Origin of the sequence: Acidovorax lacteus (assembly GCF_039540375.1) — a bacterium.
Classification (GTDB): Bacteria; Pseudomonadota; Gammaproteobacteria; order Burkholderiales; family Burkholderiaceae_C; genus Acidovorax_G; species Acidovorax_G lacteus.
This window is the reverse complement of sequence record NZ_BAABEX010000008.1, coordinates 106,188-127,214: the sequence shown is the minus strand read 5'-3', so window position 1 is coordinate 127,214 and position 21,027 is coordinate 106,188. Positions and strand designations below refer to the sequence as shown.

Genomic DNA, 21,027 nt, shown 5'->3' with positions numbered 1-21,027 from the left:
TTTAGCTATATATTTTATAGCAACCATCCCGACAGGGTGTGGCGCCCCGGATGCGCTCCTGCACACCGCGCATGCGCGACCCCGAACCGCCGCCCCCGCACACTACACTTGGCGGTTTTGTCTTCAGTGCAAGCCCTCATGACGTACTGCGTCGCCATCAAACTCAACGCCGGTCTCGTGTTCCTGTCGGATTCGCGTACCAACGCCGGGCTCGACCAGATCAGCTCTTTTCGCAAGATGATGGTCTATGAAAAGGCCGGCGATCGCTTCATGGTGCTGCTGTCGGCTGGCAACCTCAGCATCTCGCAGTCGGTGCGCGAGATTCTGCAGACCACCCAGATCAAGGACGAGGCCGACGGCGAGCCTGTGACCATCTGGAATGCGCGCAGCATGTTCGACGCCGCCCGCGTGCTGGGCGCGGCGGTGCGGCATGTGCACGAGCGCGACGGCGCGGCGCTCAAGCGCTCGGGTGTGGATTTCAACGTGTCGCTGCTGTTTGGCGGCCAGATCCGCGGCGAGGGCATGCGGCTGTTCCAGGTGTATTCGGCCGGCAACTTCATCGAGGCCACCTCGGAAACACCGTACTTCCAGGTCGGCGAATCCAAGTACGGCAAGCCCGTGCTGGACCGCGTGCTCACGCCCGAAACACCGCTGAACGAGGCCGCCAAGTGCGCGCTGGTGTCGATGGACAGCACGCTCAAGTCCAACCTGTCGGTGGGTCTTCCGCTCGACCTGGTGGTGTACGAAGAAGGACGCTTTTCGACCGACAAGATCGTCTGCATCGACGAGCAGAACCCCTACTTCCGCATGCTGCGCGAGAACTGGGGCCAGAAGCTGCGCGAGGTCTTTGACAGCATCGAAGACCCGGCCTGGGCGGGAGCGTCCAACGTGCCCATCATCGTGCCGTCCCCGCGCAGCAAGCCGCTCAAGAAGATCACCACCGTGTCCGAAAAGCTGGTCTGATCCACTGCCGCCCATGCTGCCCCTTGTGTTCTCCCACGCCAACAGCTTCCCGGCGGGTACCTACCGCCTGCTGTTCGGGCTGCTGCGCGCGCGCGGCTTTGCGGTGTCGGCCATCGACCGTTTTGGCCACGACCCGGCCTACCCCGTCACCAACAACTGGCCGCACCTGGTGCAGCAACTGGCCGACTTTGCGGCCGAGCGCGTACGCGAGCACGGCGGCCCGGTGTTTCTGGCTGGACATTCGCTCGGCGGATTTTTGAGCGTGATGACCGCCTCTCGCCACCCCGATCTGGTGCGCGGCGTGGTCATGCTCGACTCGCCGCTGATTGGCGGCTGGCGCGCCAATGCGCTGGGCGTGGCCAAGCACACGCAAGTCGTCGGATCGATCTCGCCCGGCAAGGTGAGCCGCCAGCGCCGCTACCGCTGGGCCGACAACGCCGAAGCGCTGGAGCACTTTCGCCGCAAGAAAGCGTTTGCACGCTGGAACCCGCAGGTGCTGCAGGACTACATTGACCACGGACTGCGCGACGAAGACGGGCAGCGCGTGCTGCACTTCGACCGCGACGTGGAAACGGCCATCTACAACACCTTGCCCCACAACCTGGCGCGCTTGTTGCGTGCCCAGCCACTGCGCTGCCCCGTGGCGTTCATCGGCGGGCTGCAGTCGGACGAGATGCGCCAGGTGGGCATGGGTATGACGATGCGCGTCACAGGCGGCCGCACCACGATGCTGGACGGCTCGCATCTGTTTCCCATGGAGCAGCCCGAAGCCACCGCGGCTGCGATGGAGGCGGCCCTGCTGAACCTGGCATCGGCCGCCGCATCAGGTCGCCATGCGTCGCGCTGAAGCAGCAGCGGTTTGCCGGGGGGACGCCCGACAATCCGGGAGATTCCTCTAGTTCGCGGAATGTCACATAAATTACAGTGTGATACAAACTTGGGCCCACCATGCGACCACACCCGTCCCGCCTGCCCCTGCTGATGTTCCTGCCGCTGGCAGTTGCCATGCTGGCAACCGCATGGCAGAGCCACAACCCTGTCACCCTGGCCATCGTCGCAGCCTCGCTGCTGATGTTCGCGGCCTGCTGGGCCAGTGCCTCCCAGGTGTTGGGCCATGGGCCTGCGCTTCGGTTTGTGGCGGTGGCATGCGGCCTCGGTTGGCTGGCCGAACAGCTGGGCTCCACCCTGGGCTGGTTTTTCGGTGATTACACCTACACACCGCTGCTGGGCCTGCGTCTGGGAGATGTGCCCCTGGTGATTCCCATGATGTGGTTCGCACTCACGTACGCGGGTTTCATCATGGCCAACCTGATCGTCTGGCAACGCCCTGTGACCATGGCGGGAAGCCACGGCCTGCCAGGCCTGCTGTTCCTGGCTCTTTTGGGCGGCATGATCGTCACGGCGTTCGACCTCGGCGCCGACCCGTACCTGGTGTTCCATCTGCACGCCTGGGACATGCTCAAAAAAGGCAGCTGGTTCGGTGAAACCATGCAGGGCTTTGTGGGCTGGGTGTTTGTCTCGTTCGTGATCCTGAGCGTGTTCCGCTGGAACCAGCGCAGCCGCCCCGAGGTGGCTGCGCCGCATCCGTTGATGGTGCTGCTGCCCATGGGTATCTACGCAAGTGGGATGGTGTTCCAGATGATCTGGGGCGTGCCTGTGGAAACCCGTGCCATTGCCCCATTCGCCATGGGGATCCCGCTGCTGTGTGCGCTGGCCGGCTTCTGGCGGTGGCGCCATGACTCCTCTGAAGGTCTGTGATGCATCCCTTGCCGCCCCGCACCTTCACCGACTCGCGCCTCGACGCGATGCAGTTTGAGGCCGACCCCTTGGCCGACGCTACCGTGGCCAAGATTTTTGGTCCCTGGGCGAGCGCAGCCGAGGGCGCAACCGAACAGCAATGGCAGCGCATTGCGGCCGTCAACGAATGCTTCGCGCAGTGGACGGACAACGCCAGTCTGCAAGCCTGGGCACCCGACACCATCGCGGGCGATGCAGACCTCGCGATGGCCTTGCGGCAATACGTGCGCCTTGCCCAGGTGCTGCCTGGCTGGGCCGAGCCACTCAAGATTGAACGCGCCGAACGCGTGTTCATGGAGCACGGAGCGCTCTCGTGCATTCTGCTGTTCTGCGCCAGCCTTCCCGAGTGCTATGTGCTGCCCGATCTGTCCGCCGTGCTGCATGCGGCAGGGCAACTGGAGGCGCATACCGAGTACCGCATCCGGTCCACCGCAGCGATGATCTTCCCGGTGATGATGCAGGGTGGACTGACCCGGCCAGAGGGAGCCGGCCTTGCGCAGATCCTGAAGGTGCGGCTGATCCACGCCACCATCCGCCACCTCATTCTGCGCGGAACGCCGCAGGACAAGGTCCGGGAGTGGCGTGCCGGTGGAGCCCTGCCCAGCACCGGGCTGGTGGCTGCGCTGCCCCTGCCAGCGCACCGCAAACCCACCATGTACGAGGTGCTGCAGGCGCGCGGCTGGGACTTGTCGGCGGACGCCCTGCCCTGTAACCAGGAAGAGCTGGCCTACACGCTACTGACCTTTCACTACGTCTTTCTGCGGGGCCTGCGTCGGCTGGGCATCGGGCTCTCCGCGGCGGATGAGGAAGCGTACCTGCACGCCTGGAACGTGGTGGGCCATGTGCTCGGCATCCAGCCTGAACTCATGGCGCACTCGATGGAGCAAGCCGAAACACTGTTTGACCAGATGCAGATGCGCGGCCGTGCCGACCCGGTGACCCCGGACCCTCGCCCATCGCTAGGCGCGGCTCTCATGAACACCATGGCCCAGTCACTGCCCTGGCAGGTGATCCGCCCTTGGCCCGTGCTGCTGACGCGTTTCCTGTGCGGTCGTACCACGGCGCGCGACTTGCAACTCCAGGCGCATGCGTCATGGCTGTCCAGATTCGGCTTCTGGACCGTCATGGGCCTGGCACGCATCATCGACACCGTCGTCCGATGCGTGTCGCCCCAGTTCTCCATCACCCGAAGCATCACCCGGGTGCTGGGCTATCACTTCATGAGCCGCGTACTGCTCAGTCAGACCCGCCCCCTGCAATTGCCTGACGCCCTGCTAAACCAGGTGGACGGGGTGGTCCACAGCTGGAGCGACGACCCGCACGCCCCAGGCTGGCTGAACCAGCTTGAAGACCGGCTGACCACCGATGGCACCTGGAGCCACGGTCTCGGGAAGCGCACCGCTGCACAGGCCTCTCGTCAGACCCCTTGAGCAACGGCCTTGGTACGGCCTGCACCAGCCCGATGGCTCTGGAGCGACTCACTGCTCTCGCCCACGTCGTCGTGACCCGACTGCGCTGCATGATCGCAGGCGTTTGGGTGGGCGGATCTGCCAGGCTCTGGACGCTGTGCTGGCTCCTGCTGGCATGTGGAGGCCCTGCTGCGGCTTCGCCCGCCGCATTGGAATTGCGGCCCACGGCCGCACTGCAGGATGCCTGGACGGTGGCTACGGTGCATTTCGACGCATCGGGCACCCACACAGCAGAGCAATTGGTCGCCGAGCGCTGGCGTTTTGAGGCCCCGCCGCACCGCGGCGGCTCGTTGGGTGTGCGCACCGACGCGGTGTGGGTCCGTGTGCCGTTGCAGGTCTCGGAGGCCTCGGCCACGCACGAGTGGGTCGCAAGTCTCGACTACGGGTCGCTTCGAGAGGTGGACTTCTACCTGATACGGGGCAGCGCTGTGGTGCAGACAGTGTTGCTGGGCTACAGCCGTGCGGCGACCGACCACGGGTTGAACGCGCGCACCCCCACCATGCTGCTCCAGCTGGAGCCAGGCCAATCGCACGAACTGCTGCTGCGGGTACGTACCCACGGGCCCATGATCCTGCCGCTCCAGGTGGCTACGCTGCCGCAGTACTTGTTGCGTTCGTTGCGGGAACAGATGCTGCAGGGTGTGCTGCAAGGCCTGGCTCTCGGCCTGATCGCATACAGCCTGCTGCAATGGATCACACAGCGCGACCGGATGTTCGGCTACTACGCCATGGTGGTCGTGGGCAGTGCCGGGTTTTTGCTGCAATTTTTCAGTGTGGGCGGGCAATTTTTGTGGGGACAGCAGCCCTGGATCGAGCAGCGGATCGCGCCCGTCTGCGGACTGATTGCCCTCGCGGGCTCATACCTGTTTTTGAGGCACGTGCTCGCCGGACACGATGTGCAAAGCCGTTATGCGCGCAGCATGCACACCGGCGCGCTCGTCACGATCGTCGCTGCGGGCGGCACGCTGGCAGGCTGGGTCAACGTGCCCATGGCGACGGCCTTCATGAGCCTGACAGGCATGCTCCCCTCCTTGCTGAGTCTGCCGCGGGCCTGGCGACGCGTGCGCGAGGGCGACCCCATCGGCACACCGTTGCTTTGGGCCTGGACCGCTTATGGCGCCGGTGCAGGGGTCATGGTGGCCCTGGCCCAGGGGTGGGTGCCAGCCCAGTTCTGGAGCCTCCACGCCTTTCAATTCGGAGCCACCATCGACATGCTGCTGTTTCTGCGCGTACTGGGCCTGCGCGCCAAGGCCGTGCGCGACGAAGCGCGGCTGGCCGCTCAGGAGCGCGACGCGATGCGGGTTCTGGCCCACACGGACCCTCTCACTGGCCTGCCGAACCGCCGTGGCCTGCAGGGCCCGCTGAGCGCTGCCATGCTGACGGCCACGTCCGAACGCCCTCTTGCGGTGTACGTACTGGACTTGGATGGCTTCAAGCCCGTCAACGACCAGCATGGTCACGACGTAGGCGACGAACTGCTGGAGGCCGTGGCCAGACGTTTGAGCGAGCGTGTTCGCTACCCCGACTTGATCGCACGGGTGGGTGGCGACGAATTTCTCGTGCTGGCCCGCAGCCTGCACAGCGCGCAGGACGCCCAGCAGTTGGGCGAGCAACTGGTCGCAGCCATGGAGGCCCCGTTCCTGATCGGTCCTCTTTCCTTACAGCTCGGACTGACCGTGGGCTACGCCTTGGCCCCGCAGGATGCGCAAACCGCCCAGGAACTGGTCAAGCAGGCCGACGCGGCCATGTACCGCGGCAAACAGGACGGACGTTTCTGCTTGCGCCGTCACACCGCTCCCGCGCCACGGCAGAGCAGCGTGCCAGCAGTGGAATAGTCACCACAAGGCCCTAGTGCAGGCCAAGCGCGTACGCTATCGGGCAATCCCGAACCCTTGCGCGGCGGTTCATGCCTCCTGTCGTCACACGACTCCGGTAATATTTGATACAAATGTTTCACGCGCACGTGCCGCGACGGTTCGACATGCCCTTCTCTGGAGTAAGCACTTCACCCGCACGCGCTCTCGTGCGATGCTGTCGCACGCACGAACGCATGTCGCAGTGTGCATAGGCGCCCACCTTGCGCGCACCGTGACGCCCCCCACCCCCCTTGGCCGCCCCGTCATTTCCGCCATGCAGCTGGTTTTGAGCCTCTCCATTCGTCGCGCCCTGGGCGCGTGGGTCGGCCTGTGCCTGCTGCTGGCGTGCCTCCTGGTAGGAGTGCCGTCTGTGCAGGCCGCCGAGCCCGCGGCACTGCAACTGCGCGATGCGCAAGGGACACTGAAGGCGTGGCCGGTGCTGTCGATGCAAACGGATCCGACACGCACCCTCAGCATCCAGGACGTGCTGAAGGCACCCGACCGCTGGCAGGAGCCTCCGCACCGGGGTGGTGCGCTTGGGGTGCGCCCCGATGCCGTATGGCTACGCGTACCCATGGTGGTGGACTTCGCTTCGCAAGGGCAGTGGGCTCTGGACATCGACCATCCGGACTTGAACCGTATCGACGTCCATCTGGTTCGCAACGGCGCGCTGCTGCGCCATGTGGTGTTGGGCAGTGCCATTGAGTTCGACGAGCGTCCGCTGCGCACCCGCAGCCATGCAGTGATGTTCGAACTGGTGCCTGGGGAGCGCTACGACCTGATCCTGCGGGTGGAGACCCGGGCGGCCATGATCCTCCCGATCTCGCTGCACACCCCTTCGGCGCTTCTGGCGCACGCGGTGGACGAGCAGATGCTGCAAGGCGTGCTCACGGGCCTGGCGCTGTGTCTGATCTTCTACAGCCTTGCACAATGGGCCAGCACGCGAGAAGTGCTCTTCGGGCAGTACGCGCTGCTGACCGCTGGAAGCCTGCTGTTTTCCTTGCACCTCTTCGGTATAGGACGCCAGTACCTATGGACCGACAGCCTGTGGTTCACCGAACACGCGGCCGGCCTGTCGGCCCTCATGGCCACCACAGGCTCGTTTCTGTTCATCAGCCAGACACTGGCGGGCCATCTTCCGCGCAGCCGCTTTCTGCGCTGGATGCGGGGCGGTGCTGTGCTGTGCTGTACGCTGGCGCTGCTGTATGCCCTGGACGTTCTGAGCACGCGCGTGATTGCGGGCGTGGTGAGTATCCTGGGCCTGGTGCCGGCGCTGATGGGCATCCCCGGTGCGCTGCGGCGCACCCGGGCGGGTGATGCCATTGGCTCCACCCTGCTGACCGCCTGGGTGGTGTATTTCGTCGCCACGGCCGTGGTCATTGGCGTAATCAACGGGTGGATGCCGGTCAACTTCTGGACCATGCATTCCTTCCAGTTTGGTGCGACCCTCGACATGCTGCTGTTCCTGCGCGTGCTTGGGCTGCGCACGCAGGCCGTGCACAAGGCCGCCCTGGTGGCAAGCCGCGAGCGGGACGCCATGCACTCGCTCGCGCACACCGACCCGCTGACGGGGCTGCCCAATCGCCGCGGGCTACAGATGGCGCTGTCCAGCGCGCTCTCACGTAGTACCAACGAGCGCATGGTGGCGGTGTACGTGATGGACCTCGACGGCTTCAAGCCCGTCAATGATCGCCATGGACACGATGTAGGCGACGAGCTGCTGGTGGCAGTGACCCGTCGTCTCCAGGGCCATGTACGCCAATCGGACGTGATTGCCCGCATGGGCGGCGATGAGTTCGTGATCATGGCCACGCACCTGCAAGGAGAGCAGCAGGCACACGACCTGGGCTCGAAACTGCTGGACGCCTTCCATGCACCGTTTGCCCTGGGCTCCATCCAGGTGCAGGTCGGGCTGACCATCGGTTACGCCATTGCCCCGATCGACAGCACCGACCCTGGCGGTCTGCTCAAGCTGGCCGATGCGGCCATGTACAGCGGCAAGCAGAGCGGCAAGTTCTGTCTGCGACGCAACACTGGAGACCTGGCCCTGTCCTCCAACTGAGCCGCGGGACATTCGCAGCGCAGAGGCGTGTCAGCGGCAGCAGCGGTAAGCCAAGCCCACCGATACCGAGTACCCAAAGGGCTCCACCGTCAGGGGGCTGTGCCGTGCGGCGCCCTGCAACTGCGACACCCGAACGCCGCCCAGCGCGACCCAGTGGCGGCCCAGGGCATGCATCACTTCCACGCCCGCGTCGGCGTTGTACCAGCCGGCCTTGGGAATGTAGGCGGGCAACGGGCTGCTGCCCGCTGCCGACGTCGGTACGCCGTACTGGGTGCGCATGTAGGTGCCGTCGGCCCAGTGCAGGCCTGCGCCCAGGCTCAGGCGCGTAGCGTCCGAGAGTGGCAGCGCGTAGCCGAACGACACCGACGCCTGCCCTCCACCTTCACGGCCGAGCAGGTCTTGCGACACCCCCAGGCCAACCGACCAACGCCGAGTGATCTCATACCCGACCGACATCCGAAGGCGCAGGGTGCTGCGCACTTCGGGCAGTCCGACCAGGCGGGGCGACTCATCACCATCGCGTCCCTGGTCGATTCGCAACCCTGCGCGCAGCTGGAAGCGCTCTCCGTCTGCGAGCGTGGCGCTCGCGCCAGACTCCTGTCCGCCCAGCCCGTGTCCCATGAGGGCACTGCCACGCGAGGTGCTCAAGCGAAACCGTCCGTACTCAATCGCCCACGCAGGACGCAGCCCGTAGCCGCGACGTTCGCTGCCCGGATAGTCCGGGCTTGCGCTCGCGATACCGCCCAACACATAGTGCAGGCGCACAGGCGGCGCGGCGGCAGCAGCGTCCGACGGTGCAGACACAGCTTGTGCAGGCACCCCAGAAGGCTGCGTACGGTCAGGGTCCTGCGCCATGGCCATGCTCGGCACCGCCGCCAGTACCCACAGGCTGCGCACCGCGCAGGCCCACCCCAGCTGTGCGACCGGCCTCAATGCGGGGTCCATTGCACCCATCCCGTCCAGGCTGTGAAGAGCACGATGACGCCGAACACAATGCGGTAGTAGGCAAACGGCACAAAGCTGTGGGTACTGATGTAGCGCAGCAGCCAGCGCACGCACAGCCAGGCGCTCAGGAAAGAAAACACCAGGCCGGTGGCAAACATCGGAAGGTCGGCCATGCTGATCAGGTCGCGCTCCTTGTACACGCTGTAGGCACCTGCGCCGATCAGCGTCGGGATTGCAAGAAAGAACGAATAGTCGGTAGCCGCTTTGCGCGAGAGGCCCAACAGCATGCCGCCGATGATGGTCGCACCGCTGCGACTGGTGCCCGGCACCATCGCCAGGCACTGCACCAAGCCCACCTTGAGCGCGTCCCAGGGCGTCATGTCGTCCACCGAATGCACGCGTGTGGCCGTAGCCGGACGACGCTCGGCCCACAAGATGATGAACCCACCCACGATGAAGGTCGTGGCCACGACCAGCGGGTTGAACAGGTGCGCCTTGATGGCCTTGCCGAGCAGCAACCCCAGCAACACCGCCGGGAAGAAGCCAATGGCTACGTTGAGGCTGAAACGCTGCGCCTGCCGCTCGGTGGGCAGTCCGGCCAGCGTGCTCCAGATGCGCTGCCAGTACACGAGGATCACGGCAAAGATCGCGCCTGTCTGGATGGCAATCTCGAACACCTTGGCTTTGGCGTCGTCAAAACCGAGCAAGGCGCCGGCCAGGATCAGATGTCCGGTGGACGAGATGGGCAGAAACTCCGTGAGCCCTTCGACCACCCCCATGATGGCGGCCTTGACGAGAACAACGATATCCACGAGGCGATCCTTGCATCCGGCTGTGCCGGCAAAGCCCGGATTATCCCCCGCGCACCGGTCTCTGGCGCCCATCCACCCAGCCGCGGCGGGTGCTCCGGCGCGGAGCGATCATTCGTAGCGCAAAGCCTGAATAGGCAGCAGCCGCGCCGCCCGCCGAGCCGGGTAATAGCCAAAAAACACGCCTACGACCCCCGAAAAACCCACCGCCAGCAGCACGGTGGCCGCGTCCAGCCGCACACTCCAGCCCGCAAAGTGCGCCACCGCTGCGGTGGCCGCGGCCCCAAGTACCAAGCCGATGGCCCCGCCCACCACGCTCAGCGTCACGGCCTCGATCAGGAACTGCGCGAGGATGTCGCGCCCCCGGGCCCCCACGGCCATGCGCAAGCCAATCTCACGCGTACGCTCGGTCACGCTCACCAGCATGATGTTCATGATGCCGATACCGCCCACCAACAGGCTTACGCCCGCCACGGCGGCCAGCAGCCACGTCATCACGCGGCTCGAAGCCTCCTGGGCCTGCAGCACCTCCGACAGATTGCGGATGCTGAAGGTGTCGTCACCGCCCCCGGGCACCTTCAGGCGCTGGCGCAGCAGTTCGCGAATGGATTCCTCCGCCCGCGCCATGTCCGCATCGGCCTGCACCTTGATGTGGATGGCCCAGATGCGGCGCACATTGCCGCCAGCGTTCCAGATGCGGTTGCGGAAGGTGGACATGGGCACCACCACGATGTCGTCCTGGTCCTGGCCGACCGAGTTCTGTCCCTTGGCACTCAGCAGACCCACCACCGTGAACGGCACCCCCCGCACCCGTACCGTCTGGCCCAGCGGGTCGTCGTCGCCAAACAGTTCCTGGGCCGCCGTTTGCCCCAGCCAGGCCACCTTGGCCGAGCCTTGCTGCTCGGCGGGCTCGAACAAGCGCCCCGCGGCCAGCGGCCACTCGCGCACGTCGAGATAGTCGTTCGTGGTGCCGAAGATGGTGGTGTTCCAGTTCGCGCCCTGCGCCACCGCCTGGGCCGTGGTGCGCGCAGAGGGCGCGGCCACCTGCACCTCGGGCACCTCGCGGGCCACTGCGTCGGCGTCCTCGTCGGTGAAGCGCGACCGGGTCTGCGCGCCCAGGCGCACGCCGGCCGCGCTTAGGCTGCCCGGCACCACCAGCAGGATGTTGCTGCCCAGCCCCTTCATCTGCGCCTGTACGCGCTCGGTGGCCCCGCGGCCCACCGCCACCATGGTGATGACCGCCGCCACACCAATGATGATGCCCAGCATGGTCAGCATGCTGCGCAGCAGATTGGCCGAGAGCGACCGCCAGGCCGCACGCAGTGCCGCCGCGAGGTTCATGGGCGCGCCTCCAGCGCTGTCGCCTCCGGACGGCCCGGCTGCGCCCGGTCTTCCTGGATCAACCCGTCACGGAACACGATGCGTCTGCGCGCCCAGGCCGCCACGTCGTGCTCGTGGGTGACAAGCACCACCGTCATGCCCTGGGCGTTGAGCGTGGCCAGCAAGCGCATGATGTCGTCCGAGGTCTGCGAATCCAGCGCGCCAGTGGGCTCATCGGCCAGGATGAGGCGCGGCGCATTGACCAGCGCCCGCGCAATCGCCACGCGCTGCTGCTGCCCACCCGACAGCTCGGCCGGCGTGTGCGCGGCCCGCGCTGCCAGGCCCACCCGCTCCAGTGCCGCCAGCGCCCGCGCACGCCGCTCTGCAGCGCGCACCCCGGCGTACACCATGGGCAGCTCCACGTTTTCGAGCGCCGAAGTGCGCGGCAGCAGGTTGAACTGCTGGAATACAAAGCCGATGCTGCGGTTGCGCAGCGCCGCCAGCGCGTCGGGTCGCAAGGATTCGACCGCCTGGCCGTCCAGGGCGTACGTGCCGCCGGTGGGCTGGTCCAGGCAACCGAGGATGTTCATCAGCGTCGATTTGCCCGAGCCCGAAGCCCCCATGATGGCCACGAACTCGCCCGACTCGATGGACAGCGACACGCCCCGCAGCGCATGCACGGTCTGGTCGCCCATGGTGTAGGACTTGGTCAGCGCCTGCGCGTGCAGCATCGGCATGGGCCGGACTCCAGTGCGGTCAGAACGGCAGCCTGGGGGCCGTACCGCCCCGGCCATTGCTGCCGTTGCCCGCGGCCGGCAGGCCCGTCACCACCTTCTGTCCGGGCTGCAGCGCTGCGGCATCGGCGGTGGCGGGTATCAGCTCGGTGTGGGTGCCGTCCGTCAGGCCCAGGCGCACGGCATAGGCCCGGGGCTGGCCTTGGGCGTCCAGCACGTGCACCCGCCCCCGCGCGCCGCCGCGCGGAGCCGATTCACCCTCGCCCCGGGTGGCCGCAGGCGCGGGCTCCACGCCGGGAATGCGCACGCGCAGAGCTGCATTGGGCACCTTGAGCACGTCCTCCCGCACGTCGGTCTCGATGCGGATGTTGGCGGTCATGCCCGGCAGCAGGCGCCCGTCCCGGTTGGCAAAGCCCACGGCCGCTACGTAGGTCACCACGTTGTTCGCCGCAATCGCCGCCTTGCGCACCTGCTCCACCCGACCTTCAAAGGTCTGGCCCGGAAAGGCGTCCACCGTGAAGCTGGCCGGCTGGCCAGGGCGGATGCGGCCCACGTCGCTTTCGTCCACGCTGACCTCCACCCGCATGTCGCGCAGGTTCTGGGCGATCACGAACAGCTCGGGTGCCTGCAGGCTGGCCGCCACCGTCTGGCCCCGCTCCACCGCGCGCTTGATGACGATGCCGTCTACCGGCGATGTGATGCGGGTGCGCGACAGGTTGGTTTCCGACTGCGCCAGCGCCGCTTCGCGCTGCTTCACCGTGGCCTGGGCCGCCTGCACCTGGGCGGCCGTAACGCCGGCCTGCGCCTCGGCGCTGCGCAGGGCTTCGGTGCTGGTGTTCACCAGCGCCCGGGCACGGTCGGCCTCGCTTTGCGCAATGAACCCGCGGGCCACGAGATCGGTCTTGCGCTCCAGGTCGCGCTGGGCCTCGGCCAGCTCCACCCGCGCGCGCGACACCGCAGCCTGGCTGGCCAGCACATTGGCCTGCGCGATCAGCACCTGCGAGCGGGCGGCCTCCAGGTCGGCCTGCGCCTGCCGCACCTGAAATTCGATGAGTTGCGGATCGATCTGCGCAATCACCTGGCCGGCCTTGACCTCGGAGTTGAAGTCGGCAAACAACTCGCGAATCTGCCCCGAGATCTGGCTGCCCACCGACACCTGCGTGACCGGCATCACCTGCCCCGAAGCCGAAACCGCCGCGGTAATGCGGCCACGCTCCAGCGTGGCCGTACGGTATGGCGGAACCTGGCCGTCTCCGTGCTGCCACCACCACAGGCCTGCAGCGCCCAGTGCAAGCAGGGCCACCACAGACCACGTGCGGGGTTCGCGCAATCGCATCAGAAGGCGGCTGATCAGCATGGCGGCGATTCTAGGAACGCGCTCCAAAGTCCGTGGGGCACGCGGGCATTCCCGGCATTCCCCCATGCACGGCCGGGGTTGGCGCGGCCCACAGGCCGGTCGGCCGCTCGCCACGCGTCCGTCCACCGTGCAGTTCACACCGCTCCAAGCGCACTTCGTCGCAAAGCAGTCGCGGCAGAGGCGGCCAGCGCCGACCATGCCATCCATTCGCTTTCACGACGCCACTGCCATGCAACTCACACCTGCCATCGCCCTGCACATGGGCTGCGCCTTGGCCGCCACGGCCCTGGGCCCCGTGGTTCTCTGGTCCCGCCTGGGCCGCAGACTGCGCCCCGGCCTGCACCGCTGGGCCGGCCGTGTCTGGGTGGTGCTGATGGCAGTCACCGCTCTGTCGGCCCTGTTCATCCGGGACTTCCGTTTGCCCAACATCGCGGGCTACACCCCTATCCACCTGCTGGTGCCCTACACGCTCGGTGGACTGGTGCTGGCCTTTGTTTACCTGTACCGCCGCCAGATCGACGGCCACCGCAAGACCATGCAGGGCTTGTATGTCGGGGCCTGCCTCACGGCCGGGGCCTTCACGCTGCTGCCCGGCCGCCTGCTCGGCCAGTGGCTCTGGGGCGCGCTCGGCCTGCTGTGATGGCCCCCACGCGCCGCGCACCACACAACCGCTGTCCATCCACCCGCCCAGCAACCCTTTGATCTTGGAGATCCCGATGTCCACCGCTTTTGACACACAGTCCGCCCTCCCCCTGCCAGACGCGCTGGAGCGTCTGGCACGCCGCCGTGCCGCCCAGCGCATGGGCTGGATCGGCCATGCCACCGTGTTCACTGTGGTGCAGCTGTTGCTGGCTGCACTGGCCTGGCGCAGCGGATATGCGTGGAATGTGTGGCCCCTGCTGGGCTGGGGCGTGGGGCTGGTGCTGCACGGTGCGGCCGTGTGGGGCGCAGCGCCAGGCGGCCGGCTTCACCAGCACCTGCTAGCGGCTGAGCGCGCCCGGCTGCGCCGCGAGCCCGGCAACGCGGGTCTCTAGAATGGGTGCGCCCTCTGCCATGACCCTTCCCGATCCCGTCCTGCCGGCAGCGCCGGCCGCTCCCTCCGCATCGCACATTGCGCGCTCGCTGTTGCGCCGCGGCCTGGCCATGGCGTTGTTCTGCACTGCCATTGCCGTGCTGCTGACGCTGGCTGGCCATGGCCGCTGGTGGGAGCAGTGGGTGTACTCCAACGCCATTGGCCTGCTGAGCTGGCTGGTGATCGATGCCGGGCGGGTCCTGATCGCACGACACGAAGAGGGCATGTGGCCACACGGCCCCCGCGGCCTGCTGCTGGTGGCGGTGGGCACGCTCGTGGGCCTGGTGGGCGGCACGGCGCTGGGCGATGCAGTGAGCGGCGGCCACACCTGGGCGCTGATCGGGCAGGCCCCGGAGCGCGCGCTGTTCATTGCGCTGGTGACCATTGCGGCGTCGGTCGTCGCATCGTTCTATTACCACGCCCGGGGCACTGCGCAGGCCCTGGAGGCCCGCGCCGCCCGCGCCCAGCGCGACCTGACCGAAACGCGGCTCAAGCTGCTGGAGGCGCAGCTGGAGCCGCACATGATGTTCAACACGCTCGCCAACCTGCGCGTGCTGGTGGCCACCGACCCGCCGCGCGCGCAGGCCATGCTCGACCACCTGATCGACTACCTGCGCGCTACCCTGGGCGGCTCGCGCCAGCTTTCACATCCGCTGGCCGACGAGTTTGCACGGCTGCGCGATTACTTTGAGCTGATGGCCGTGCGCATGGGCCCGCGGCTGCAATACACGCTCGACCTGCCCGAAGCGCTGCGCAGCACCGCCGTGCCGCCGCTGCTGCTGCAGCCGCTGGCCGAAAACGCGATCCGCCACGGGCTGGAGCCCTCGGTCCCCGGCGGGCACATTGCGGTGCGCGCCCGTGCGATCGAGTCTGCGCATGGGCCCCTGCTGCAGATTGAGGTGCAAGACACCGGCGTCGGCCTGCACAGCCATGCCGAGGCGCCCTTGCCCGCCGGGGGTGGAGGCTTTGGGCTGACCCAGGTGCGCGAGCGGTTGGCCACGCTGCACGGTGCCCAGGCCAGGCTGGAACTCACGCCGCTCGCCCCCCAGGGCACCTGCGCCCGCATTGTGTTGCCGCTCAACCCCTCCCCTGCATGACCCTGCCCGCCCCCACTCAGCCTGCCGCCCCGCGCGCCCTGATTGCCGAAGACGAACCCCTGCTGGCCGCCGCATTGGCGCAGGCGCTGCGGCAGTGCTGGCCGGCGCTGGAGATCGTGGCCACCGTGGGCGACGGCCTGAGCGCCGTGCGCGAGGCGCTGCGCCTTGCGCCCGACGTGCTGTTCTTCGACATCCGCATGCCCGGCCAGAGCGGGCTGGAGGCCGCTGCCGAGCTGGCCGACGCATGGCCGCCGGAGCGGCCGTTTCCCGCGCTGGTGTTCGTCACGGCCTACGACCAGTACGCACTGCAGGCCTTCGACGCCCAGGCCATGGACTACCTCGTCAAGCCCGTGCAGGCGGCGCGGCTCGAAAAAACAGTGCAAAAACTGCAGCTTGTGCTTGCCAATCAAGCACGAGCAGCTATCAATTCAGGAGCAAACTTCGAGACCACGCTCGACCAGCTTCGCCACCTGCTGCAGGCCCTGCCGGGCGCGGCCGGAGCGCCGCCGGGCAGTGCACCGGGGGCCGCAGCCGCCACGGCACCGCTGCGCATGCTGCAGGCGGGCGTGGGCACGCAAATCCGCATGGTGCCGGTGGACGAGGTGCTGATATTCGAGGCCGCCGACAAGTACGTGCGCGTGCTCACGGCCACGCACGAACACCTGCTGCGCACGCCGCTCAAAGAACTGGCCGCGCAGCTCGACCCCAACATCTTCTGGCAGGTGCACCGCAGCCTGCTGGTGCGTGCGACCGAGATTGCCGCCGTCACGCGCGACGAGGCCGGCCGCCTGCACCTGAGCCTGCACACCCGGCCCGAGCGCCTGCCCGTAAGCCGGCTCTACGCCCACCGCTTCAAGGCGATGTGACCCCGGCGCCCGGCTCCCATGGGCCGGCCAGGTTGCGCAGCAAGGTGTTGGCGGCCGTGAGCCGGCGCGCGCGCAGGTCGATCAGGCTGCGGCGGGCTGACAGCACCGCCGTCTGCGCCGTCAGCACATTCAGGTAGCCCACCGTACCCGCGCGGTACTGGTGCTCCACCACCTCGAGCGCGCGCTGCGCGGCGGCCACGGCCTCACGCTGCAGGGCCTCTTCTTCGGCCAGCGATGCGGCTGCGGCCAGGTTGTCTTCCACCTCCTGCAGCGCGGCCAGCACTGTCTGCCGGTAGGCGGCCGTGGCCTGCGCGTGGCTGGCGCGGGCGGACTCAACCGCCGCACTGCGCGCCCCGCCGTCGAACAGCGAGGCCGCCAGCGCCGGGCCGAGCGACCACACCAGATTCGGGGCATTGAACAGATCGGCCAGCACCGTGCTGCGCTGGCCCAGCGAAGCCGACAGCGTGACCGCCGGAAAAAACGCCGCGCGTGCCACGCCGATTTGCGCATTGGCCGCAGCCACGCGCCGCTCGGCCGCAGCCACGTCGGGGCGACGCTGCAGCAGCTGTGCGGGCAGCGCGCCCGGTACGGCCGGGGGGCTGGGCAGCTCGGCCGTGGGGGCCAGGGCAAAGGCCGCAGGCGGCAGGCCCAGCAAGGTGGCCAGCGCGTGTTCGAGCTGTGTGCGCGTGGTGCGCGATTCCATCCACTGCACGCGGGTGGTTTTGTACTGGGCTTCGGCCTGGGCCACGTCGGCGCTGGTGGCCACGCCCGCAGCCTGGCGTGCGCGCGTGAGCTCCCAGCTGCGCTCGTAGGCGCGCAGGGTGTCGTCCAGCAGGCGGCCCTGGGCCTCGGCCGCGCGCAGCGCAAAGTAGGTTTGGGCCACGGTGGCCTGCAACGACAGGCGGGCCGCGGCCAGGTCGGCGGCGCTGGCGTCGGCACTGGCTTGGGCGGCCGACACGCCGGCCGCCACGCGGCCCCACAGGTCCAGCTCCCAGGCCGCATTCAGGCCCACGGCATAGCTGCTGCCAATACGGGCGCTGGTGCTGCCGTCGGCCAGCTGCGTGCCACTGCGCGCGCGGCTGCCGCTGGCACTGACGCCCAGGCTGGGCACGCGGGCAGCGCCGCTGGCGGCCAGCGCGGCCTCAGCCACGCGCAGGCGCGCGGCGGTTTGCGCCAGGCCCGGGTTCTGTGCCTGGGCGCGGGTCTGCAGGTCGTCGAGCACGGGGTCGCCGTGGCCGGCCCACCAGGTGGCCTCGGGCAGGCGTGCGGCACCGGCTTCGGCCAGCCGCCACAGGCCCTGGGCCTGCGCGGCAGCCTGCTGCTTGAACTGGGTCGGCACCTCTTGCGCGGGCGCTGCGTAGGGCGGCGTTTGGGCGCAGCCGGCCAGCCAGGCGCTGGCGCCCAGCAGCAGCCAGGGGGCGGCGGCACGCCGGGGCAGGTCTCGAAGAAAAGGCAGTCGGGTCGTCATGCGTCGGTTCCAGGCAGGGCGGCTGCGGGCGATGAGCGGGCTGGGGCGGGACGGCGGCGCATCACGGCCTGGCGCAGCCGGTCGAGCCCCACGTACACCACGGGCGTGGTGTAGAGCGTGAGCAGCTGGCTGACCACCAGCCCGCCCACAATGGCAATGCCCAGCGGCTGGCGCAGCTCGGCCCCGTCGCCACGGCCCAGGGCCAGCGGCAGCGCGCCGAACATGGCGGCCACGCTGGTCATGAGGATGGGGCGCAGCCGCAGGCTGCAGGCGCGGTAGATGGCCTGCGCGGCGGTGGTGCCGCCCGCCGCCGCGCGGCGCTGCCGCACGATGGCCACGTCGATCATCATGATCGCGTTCTTCTTCACGATGCCGATCAGCAGGATCACGCCGATCAGTGCGATCAGCGAGAACTCGGTCTTGAACAGCATCAGCGCCAGCAGCGCGCCCACCCCTGCAGACGGCAGCGTGGAGAGGATGGTGATCGGGTGCACCAGGCTTTCGTACAGCATGCCCAGCACCAGGTAGATGGTGACGATGGCCGCCAGGATCAGCAGCGGCTGGCCGGACAGCGCCTCCTGGAAGGCCCCGGCAGTGCCGCTGAAGGTGCCACGCACCGACACGGGCACGCCCAGCTCGGCCACCGCATTGCGCACCGCTTCCGACGCCTGCGACAGCGACACGCCCTGTGCGAGGCTGAAGCTGATGCTGCTGGCCGGTGTGCCGCGTTCGTGGTTCACCGACAGCGGCGTGTTGGTGGTGGTGATGCGGGCCACGGCCGTGAGTGGTACGGGCTGCCCCTGGGCGTTGACAAAGAAGAAGCCGCGCAGTGTCTCAGGGCTTTGCAGGAAGCGCGGGTCGGCCTCCATCACCACGCGGTACTGGTTCAGGGGGTTGTAGATCACGCCCACCTGCCGCTGCGCGAACGCATTGCCCAGCGTGGCGTCGATCTGCGCCATGGTCAGGCCGTGGCGCGCCAGGGCGTCGCGGTCGATGACCAGGGAAGTCTGCAGGCCGAAGTCCTGCACATCGCTGTTCACGTCTTCCAGCTCGGGCAGCTGGCTCAGCGCCTGGCGGATGCGCGGCTCCCAGGTGCGCAGGTCCTGGATGTCGTCGGCCTGCAGCGTGTAGTCGTACGAGGCGCTGCTTTGCCGCCCGCCGATGCGGATGTCGCGCTGCGGCGTCATGAACAGGCGCGCGCCGGGTTCGTTCTTGAGCTGCTCGCGCAGCCGGGCGATCACGACCTCCGAGCGCTCCTGGTTCGGCCCGCGCTTGAGCGTCATGAACATGGCCGCCGAATTGCGCTGCCAGCCGCCGGTAAAGCCCGTCACATGTTCTACGGCGGGGTCGGCCTGCACGATGGCCAGAAAGCGCAGCAGGCGCTGCTCCATCGCCTGGTATGAGGTGGCCTGGTCGGCGCGGATGAAACCCGAGATGCGGCCCGTGTCCTGCTCGGGCATGAAGCCCTTGTCGATGGCGTTGTAGAGCCAGACGTTGAGGCCCACCACCCCCGCCAGCGCCAGCAGCACCACGGGCTGGTGGCGCAGGCCCCAGGCCAGGCTGCGGCGGTAGGCCCGCAGGCCGCGGGCCTGCCAGCGGTCTACCCGCCGGCTGAAAGCGGCGCGCCAGCCGCGGCCACGCACGGGGCGCACGTCCTGCGGGCGCAGCAGCGCGGCGCACATCATGGGCGTGGTGGTCAGCGACACCACCATCGACACCAGGATGGCCGCCGACATGACGATGGCGAACTCCTGGAAGAAGCGCCCGACGATGCCGCCCATGAACAGGATGGGCACAAACACCGCGATCAGCGACAGGCTCATGGACACGACCGTGAAGCCGATCTCGCGCGCACCGTCCAGCGCGGCCTGCAGGGCGGTTTTGCCGCGCTCCATGTGGCGCATGATGTGTTCCAGCACCACGATGGCATCGTCCACCACAAAGCCGGTGGCCACCGTGAGCGCCATCAGCGACAGGTTGTCGAGCGTGTAGCCCGCGAGGTACATCACGCCAAAGGTGCCGGCCAGCGACACCGGCACGGCCACGCTGGGGATCAGCGTGGCGCGGCCGTTGCGCAGGAACAGGAACACCACCAGCACCACCAGCGCCACGGCAATCGCGAGCGCACGCTCCACCTCCTGGACCGACGCGCGCAGCGTGGGCGTGCGATCGGAGACGACCTCGATGTCGATGGCCGCCGGAATCGACGCCTGCAGTTGCGGCAGCAAGGCGCGCACGCGCTCCACCGCTTCGAGCACGTTGGCGCCCGGCTGCTTGTACACCTGCAGCAGCACCGCGGGCTTGCCGTTGGCCACGCCGAAGTTGCGCACGTCCTGCACCGAATCGACCACGTGGGCCACGTCGGACAGCCGCACGGCCTGGCCGTTCTTCCAGCGCAGCACCAGGGGCGCGTAATCGGCCGCGGTGCGCGCCTGGTCGTTGGCCGCAATCTGCCAGTGGCGGTCGCCCTGCTCCAGCGCGCCCAGCGGCCGGTTGGCGTTGGTGCCCACGATGGCCGCGCGCACCTGGTCGAGCGCAATGCCGTGCGAGGCCAGGCGCACCGGGTCCAGCTCCACACGCACCGCGGGCAGCGCGCCGCCGCTGACCGAAGCCTGCCCCACGCCTTCGACCTGCGAGAGCTTTTGCGCCAGCACCGTGGAGGCCGCGTCGTACATCTGCCCGCGGGTGAGCAGGTCCGACGTGAGCGCCAGGATCATGATGGGCGAATCCGCCGGGTTGACCTTGCGGTAGGTGGGGTTGCCCGGCATGCCCGTGGGCAGCAGCGTGCGCGCGGCATTGATGGCGGCCTGCACGTCGCGCGCGGCGCTGTCCACGTCGCGGTCCAGATCGAACTGCAGCGTGATGGACGTGCTGCCCTGGATGGAGCGCGAGGTGATTTCGTTCACGCCCGCAATCGCGCCCAGCGTGCGCTCCAGCGGTGTGGCCACGGTGGCGGCCACGGTATCGGGGCTGGCCCCGGGCAGGCTGGCGCTGACCGAGATGGTGGGGTAGTCCACCTGCGGCAGCGGCGCCACCGGCAGCAGGAAGTACGACACCGCCCCAGCCAGCGCGAGACCCAGCGTGAGCAGCATGGTGCCGATGGGGCGGTGGATGAACGGGGTGGAGAGGCTCACCGCAGGCCTTTCTGGCACCCACGGCCAAAATGGCAGCTTGTGCTTATCCCCGCTTGAAAGTTCGCTATATATTCAATA

At 68.1% G+C, this 21,027-nt stretch carries 17 protein-coding genes; 10 read left to right on the top strand and 7 right to left on the bottom strand.

What is annotated here, in order from left to right; all coding sequences use genetic code 11:
- Positions 1 to 138: 138 nt before the first annotated feature.
- The 6 genes from ABD866_RS07465 to ABD866_RS07440 all read left to right on the top strand — a co-directional run bounded on the left by ABD866_RS07465 (position 139) and on the right by ABD866_RS07440 (position 8,147).
- Positions 139 to 963 (top strand): proteasome-type protease, encoded by an 825-nt coding sequence (locus ABD866_RS07465; RefSeq protein ID WP_345062752.1) that lies wholly within the window; start codon positions 139 to 141, stop codon positions 961 to 963.
- A 13-nt stretch (positions 964 to 976) separates the two neighbouring features.
- Positions 977 to 1,810, top strand: a complete 834-nt coding sequence (locus ABD866_RS07460; protein ID WP_345062750.1) for an alpha/beta hydrolase — start codon at positions 977 to 979, stop codon at positions 1,808 to 1,810.
- Between the two features lie 101 nt (positions 1,811 to 1,911).
- Complete coding sequence (locus ABD866_RS07455) at positions 1,912 to 2,721, top strand: carotenoid biosynthesis protein (RefSeq protein ID WP_345062748.1); 810 nt, start codon at positions 1,912 to 1,914, stop codon at positions 2,719 to 2,721.
- Positions 2,721 to 4,190: an oxygenase MpaB family protein gene (locus tag ABD866_RS07450; protein ID WP_345062746.1), complete on the top strand. Its 1,470-nt coding sequence runs from the start codon at positions 2,721 to 2,723 to the stop codon at positions 4,188 to 4,190. The genes ABD866_RS07455 and ABD866_RS07450 overlap by 1 nt, the downstream gene beginning before the upstream one ends.
- 89 nt (positions 4,191 to 4,279) lie before the next feature.
- Complete coding sequence (locus tag ABD866_RS07445) at positions 4,280 to 6,064, top strand: diguanylate cyclase domain-containing protein (protein ID WP_345062744.1); 1,785 nt, start codon at positions 4,280 to 4,282, stop codon at positions 6,062 to 6,064.
- Between the two features lie 307 nt (positions 6,065 to 6,371).
- Positions 6,372 to 8,147, top strand: coding sequence for a diguanylate cyclase domain-containing protein (locus tag ABD866_RS07440; protein WP_345062742.1), 1,776 nt, complete (start codon positions 6,372 to 6,374; stop codon positions 8,145 to 8,147).
- Between the two features lie 30 nt (positions 8,148 to 8,177).
- Here ABD866_RS07440 and ABD866_RS07435 read toward each other — a convergent pair whose 3' ends face one another.
- The 5 genes from ABD866_RS07435 to ABD866_RS07415 all read right to left on the bottom strand — a co-directional run bounded on the left by ABD866_RS07435 (position 8,178) and on the right by ABD866_RS07415 (position 13,312).
- Positions 8,178 to 9,092: a MipA/OmpV family protein gene (locus ABD866_RS07435; protein WP_345062740.1), complete on the bottom strand. Its 915-nt coding sequence runs from the start codon at positions 9,090 to 9,092 to the stop codon at positions 8,178 to 8,180.
- Positions 9,077 to 9,904, bottom strand: coding sequence for an undecaprenyl-diphosphate phosphatase (locus ABD866_RS07430; protein ID WP_345062738.1), 828 nt, complete (start codon positions 9,902 to 9,904; stop codon positions 9,077 to 9,079). Before ABD866_RS07430 ends, ABD866_RS07435 begins: the two co-directional genes overlap by 16 nt.
- Before the next feature lie 108 nt (positions 9,905 to 10,012).
- Positions 10,013 to 11,242 carry an ABC transporter permease gene (locus ABD866_RS07425; protein ID WP_345062736.1) on the bottom strand — a complete coding sequence of 410 codons (1,230 nt, stop codon included), beginning with the start codon at positions 11,240 to 11,242 and terminating at the stop codon, positions 10,013 to 10,015.
- A complete protein-coding gene (locus ABD866_RS07420) occupies positions 11,239 to 11,958 on the bottom strand; it encodes an ABC transporter ATP-binding protein (protein ID WP_345062734.1) in 720 nt (239 codons plus the stop codon). The genes ABD866_RS07425 and ABD866_RS07420 overlap by 4 nt, the downstream gene beginning before the upstream one ends.
- 19 nt (positions 11,959 to 11,977) lie before the next feature.
- A complete protein-coding gene (locus ABD866_RS07415) occupies positions 11,978 to 13,312 on the bottom strand; it encodes an efflux RND transporter periplasmic adaptor subunit (RefSeq protein ID WP_345062732.1) in 1,335 nt (444 codons plus the stop codon).
- Between the two features lie 229 nt (positions 13,313 to 13,541).
- Here ABD866_RS07415 and ABD866_RS07410 point away from each other — a divergent pair, with 229 nt between their 5' ends.
- From ABD866_RS07410 to ABD866_RS07395, 4 genes are all read left to right on the top strand, one after another.
- Positions 13,542 to 13,952: a DUF2306 domain-containing protein gene (locus ABD866_RS07410; protein ID WP_345062730.1), complete on the top strand. Its 411-nt coding sequence runs from the start codon at positions 13,542 to 13,544 to the stop codon at positions 13,950 to 13,952.
- Between the two features lie 76 nt (positions 13,953 to 14,028).
- Entirely contained in the window at positions 14,029 to 14,346 is a 318-nt protein-coding gene (locus tag ABD866_RS07405) for a 2TM domain-containing protein (protein ID WP_345062728.1), read from the top strand.
- A gap of 19 nt (positions 14,347 to 14,365) precedes the next feature.
- Positions 14,366 to 15,481, top strand: coding sequence for a sensor histidine kinase (locus tag ABD866_RS07400; protein ID WP_345062726.1), 1,116 nt, complete (start codon positions 14,366 to 14,368; stop codon positions 15,479 to 15,481).
- The gene (locus ABD866_RS07395) at positions 15,478 to 16,347 is read left to right on the top strand and encodes a LytR/AlgR family response regulator transcription factor (protein WP_345062724.1); all 870 of its coding nucleotides are present in this window, start codon (positions 15,478 to 15,480) and stop codon (positions 16,345 to 16,347) included. Before ABD866_RS07400 ends, ABD866_RS07395 begins: the two co-directional genes overlap by 4 nt.
- On the opposite strand, the gene ABD866_RS07390 is transcribed toward ABD866_RS07395, so the two are convergent.
- Together ABD866_RS07390 and ABD866_RS07385 are read right to left on the bottom strand one after the other, a co-directional pair.
- On the bottom strand, positions 16,334 to 17,815 hold the full coding sequence (locus ABD866_RS07390; RefSeq protein WP_345062722.1) for an efflux transporter outer membrane subunit: 1,482 nt from the start codon (positions 17,813 to 17,815) through the stop codon (positions 16,334 to 16,336). The two genes, ABD866_RS07395 and ABD866_RS07390, sit on opposite strands and share 14 nt — an antisense overlap.
- Positions 17,812 to 20,949 carry an efflux RND transporter permease subunit gene (locus ABD866_RS07385; protein ID WP_345062720.1) on the bottom strand — a complete coding sequence of 1,046 codons (3,138 nt, stop codon included), beginning with the start codon at positions 20,947 to 20,949 and terminating at the stop codon, positions 17,812 to 17,814. The genes ABD866_RS07390 and ABD866_RS07385 overlap by 4 nt, the downstream gene beginning before the upstream one ends.
- Between the last annotated feature and the right edge of the window lie 78 nt (positions 20,950 to 21,027).

Coding starts and splice junctions, on each gene's coding strand:
- ABD866_RS07465 (WP_345062752.1), top strand. CDS start 139: ATGACGTACTGCGTCGCCATCAAACTCAACGCCGGTCTCGTGTTCCTG.
- ABD866_RS07460 (WP_345062750.1), top strand. CDS start 977: ATGCTGCCCCTTGTGTTCTCCCACGCCAACAGCTTCCCGGCGGGTACC.
- ABD866_RS07455 (WP_345062748.1), top strand. CDS start 1,912: ATGCGACCACACCCGTCCCGCCTGCCCCTGCTGATGTTCCTGCCGCTG.
- ABD866_RS07450 (WP_345062746.1), top strand. CDS start 2,721: ATGCATCCCTTGCCGCCCCGCACCTTCACCGACTCGCGCCTCGACGCG.
- ABD866_RS07445 (WP_345062744.1), top strand. CDS start 4,280: ATGATCGCAGGCGTTTGGGTGGGCGGATCTGCCAGGCTCTGGACGCTG.
- ABD866_RS07435 (WP_345062740.1), bottom strand. CDS start 9,092: ATGGACCCCGCATTGAGGCCGGTCGCACAGCTGGGGTGGGCCTGCGCG.
- ABD866_RS07425 (WP_345062736.1), bottom strand. CDS start 11,242: ATGAACCTCGCGGCGGCACTGCGTGCGGCCTGGCGGTCGCTCTCGGCC.
- ABD866_RS07420 (WP_345062734.1), bottom strand. CDS start 11,958: ATGCCGATGCTGCACGCGCAGGCGCTGACCAAGTCCTACACCATGGGC.
- ABD866_RS07415 (WP_345062732.1), bottom strand. CDS start 13,312: ATGCTGATCAGCCGCCTTCTGATGCGATTGCGCGAACCCCGCACGTGG.
- ABD866_RS07410 (WP_345062730.1), top strand. CDS start 13,542: ATGCAACTCACACCTGCCATCGCCCTGCACATGGGCTGCGCCTTGGCC.
- ABD866_RS07405 (WP_345062728.1), top strand. CDS start 14,029: ATGTCCACCGCTTTTGACACACAGTCCGCCCTCCCCCTGCCAGACGCG.
- ABD866_RS07400 (WP_345062726.1), top strand. CDS start 14,366: ATGACCCTTCCCGATCCCGTCCTGCCGGCAGCGCCGGCCGCTCCCTCC.
- ABD866_RS07395 (WP_345062724.1), top strand. CDS start 15,478: ATGACCCTGCCCGCCCCCACTCAGCCTGCCGCCCCGCGCGCCCTGATT.
- ABD866_RS07390 (WP_345062722.1), bottom strand. CDS start 17,815: ATGACGACCCGACTGCCTTTTCTTCGAGACCTGCCCCGGCGTGCCGCC.